This window comes from Rhodovulum sp. PH10, from assembly GCF_000293785.1.
Lineage (GTDB): Bacteria > Pseudomonadota > Alphaproteobacteria > Rhizobiales > Xanthobacteraceae > Rhodoplanes.
The window spans coordinates 1-2,893 of sequence record NZ_AKZI01000169.1; the positions used below are offsets into that span (position 1 = coordinate 1).

At 62.3% G+C, this 2,893-nt stretch carries 2 protein-coding genes; both read right to left on the reverse strand.

Translation table 11 applies throughout. From position 1 onward, the window contains the following. Positions 1 to 268: 268 nt before the first annotated feature. Complete coding sequence (gene wecC / locus A33M_RS20520) at positions 269 to 1,555, reverse strand: UDP-N-acetyl-D-mannosamine dehydrogenase (protein ID WP_008391491.1); 1,287 nt, start codon at positions 1,553 to 1,555, stop codon at positions 269 to 271. Further along, positions 1,552 to 2,682, reverse strand: a complete 1,131-nt coding sequence (gene wecB / locus A33M_RS20525) for a non-hydrolyzing UDP-N-acetylglucosamine 2-epimerase (RefSeq protein WP_008391493.1) — start codon at positions 2,680 to 2,682, stop codon at positions 1,552 to 1,554. Before wecB ends, wecC begins: the two co-directional genes overlap by 4 nt. Positions 2,683 to 2,893: the final 211 nt, after the last annotated feature.

Sequence of the window (2,893 nt, forward strand, 5' to 3'; positions counted from 1 at the left end):
GCACAGCGAGGCTGGGCCATCATCGGTCAGGCATAACGAAGGCTGGTATTACGGCTCCGACCGCTGCACCACGCTCGAAATGCCCGGCCTGAAGCGGAAGGACACCATTCTGGGCGTGGGGATGAGCAGGTTCAGGTTCAGCTACAGCGAAAAGCGCTGACCCGAACTTCGAAGCTCGAAGCCGGCATCCCGTGGTTTGGTCGTCACGTAACGCTGGTCTCCTCCTGATCTACGGGGGCGGGATCGTCGGGACGGCTCGGGACCGGTCTCAGCGCGCTGAAAATCCTCTCCAGACCCCGCGTGTGTCGACGACGATCTTGTCTTTGAGCCTTTCCGGCGCGATCGCGTGGAACGGCTTGTGATCCACCAGCATCACGATCACATCGGCGGTGAGTGCCGTCTCGATGTCGACCTTCGTCACGCCGGGTGCATTCCGGATCTCGGATGGCAGCTCGTCGACCAATGGCTCGACCACCATGACGCTCACGTTCGGGCTGGTGAGCTGAAGCTCGACCGAGAGATACTCCACGATCTCGATGGCTGGGCTTTCCCGAAGGTCCCCGACGTCGGGCTTGTACGCCAGCCCGAAGCAGGCGATCGACCGCACGTTGTTGGTGCCGATTCTGCCGAGGATCTCTCGGACGACGGCGCGAGGACGGCCGCTGTTGATCCAACGAGCCTCCCGGATCAGACGCGCCTTGTCGCCGAGTGCCGACACGATGAACCATGGATCGACGGCGATGCAGTGCCCGCCGACACCCGGGCCCGGCTTCAGGATGTTGACGCGGGGATGCCGGTTGGCGAGGGAAACGAGCTCCCAGACGTCGATGCCGAAGTCGGAGCATATCTCGGACAGCTCGTTCGCGAACGCGATGTTGATATCCCGGAACGAGTTCTCACTGAGCTTGCAGAGCTCGGCGGTCCGTGCGTCGGTCACGAGACATTGCCCGTTGACGAACGAGCGGTAGAACGCCGCCCCGGCCTCGCCGCTCGTGTTGCAGACACCGCCGATGATCCGGTCGTTCTCGACGAGCTCCTTCAGCATCTGTCCCGGCAAGACGCGTTCGGGGCAATGTGCGACCAGGACGTCGGCCGCCTCGCCACTGCCGCGCCTCGCACAGGACAGGTCGGGGCGGTGGCTCTCGATCCAGCGTGCGACCTGCTCGGTCGCTCCGACCGGGATGGTGGACTCCACGATCACCAGATTACCTTTGCGGAGGACCGGGGCGATCGCTCGCGTCGCGGCCGCCACATAGGCGAGGTCGGGCTTGTAGCCTCCGGTGAAGGGCGTCGGAACCGCGATGATGAAGACGTCACCGGGAGACGGTTCCGACTGCGCGATAATTCTCTTCTCCGCCACCAGTTCGGACAGCGCTTCGGCGAGACCCGGCTCCTCGATCGGACAGTGGCCCTCGTTGACAGTTTGGACAGTTCGGGTGTTGACGTCCACTCCGACGACATCGATGCCCGCCCGTGCGACAACGACCGAGGTCGGAAGTCCGATATACCCGAGCCCGACAATGACGCATTTCTGAAAACGGCTTTCAATGCTCATGGTGAGAATTCGTCCGTGCTGCCAATGGTGAGAATGTCGGCGATGCGACGCGCCGCTTGGCCGTCGCCGTAAGGGTTATGAGCCTGGCTCATCCGCGCGTGGGCGTCCGCGTCTTCGATCACCTCACCGACTGCGGTGAATATTCGATCGCGGTCGGTGCCGACCAGCTTCACGGTCCCGGCTTCGACGGCTTCCGGTCGCTCGGTGACGTTTCGCATGACGAAGACCGGCTTGCCGAGCGATGGTGCTTCTTCCTGAATTCCGCCGCTGTCGGTCAGGACGACGTGCGCGCGCATCATGAGATAGACGAAGGGAAGGTAGTCGAGCGGCGGGACGAGATGCACGTGCGGCACGTCCCCGAGAAACCGCCGAACGGCCGACTGGACGTTCGGATTCAGATGGACCGGATAGACGACTTGGATTTGGTGGGCACGGGCGAGGTCGCGAATGGCGCTGCAGAGGCTGTCGAAAGGCTTTCCGAAATTCTCTCGTCTGTGCCCCGTGACCAGGAGGATTGGTCGATCGGGTGCCAGGAACGCGAACTGCGCCGCCAATGTCTCCTTCAGGTCGGGCGAGCGATCGATCCGGTCGACCACTGCCAAGAGCGCATCGATCACCGTGTTGCCGGTGACGTGGATGGCGGCCGGTGATGCGTTCTCCTTCAGGAGATTGTCGCGCGCGCGTGTGGTAGGTGCGAAGAACCGGTCGGCGATGACGTCGGTCACGCGCCGATTCATCTCCTCGGGCCAAGGCTGCGCCGGGTCTCCGGATCGAAGCCCGGCCTCGACGTGGGCGACCGGGACCTTTCTGTAGAATGCGGCCAAGGAAGCGGCCATCGTCGTCGTGGTGTCGCCGTGGACGAGAACCCGATCCGGCTTCGCGTCGTCCAGGACGTCGCCGAGGCCCTGCAGCACGGCCGTGGTCACGTGCTCGAGGCCCTGACCTTGCTTCATGATATCGAGGTCGTAATCCGGCCAGACATCGAACAGGTCGAGAACTTGGTCGAGCATCTGGCGGTGCTGCGCGGTCACGCAAATTCGAACGTCGGCATTCGACTTTCGCATCAGCGCCTGCGCGACGGGAAGCATCTTGATCGCCTCCGGCCGTGTGCCGAAGACCAGCAGCATCTTGGAAGAACTCATCGTTGTGGAAAGTCTCTCTGTCAGATGATTCGATGCTCGAATTGTCAGATTCTGTGAATCTTTCGGTCTTGGCCGACGCCACGTGAGTCAAATCAAGGGCTTGGCGGAGCCAGAAACGCTGAAAATCGGAAAGATTCACAAACTCTCAGAGTCTGTCCGGAGACATCATGCGGGATTACAGAGCTTTCGTAGCATG

Bases quoted from the DNA above. Each gene is read 5' to 3' on its own strand.
- wecB (WP_008391493.1), bottom strand. From the start codon at position 2,682: ATGCTGCTGGTCTTCGGCACACGGCCGGAGGCGATCAAGATGCTTCCC.
- wecC (WP_008391491.1), bottom strand. From the start codon at position 1,555: ATGAGCATTGAAAGCCGTTTTCAGAAATGCGTCATTGTCGGGCTCGGG.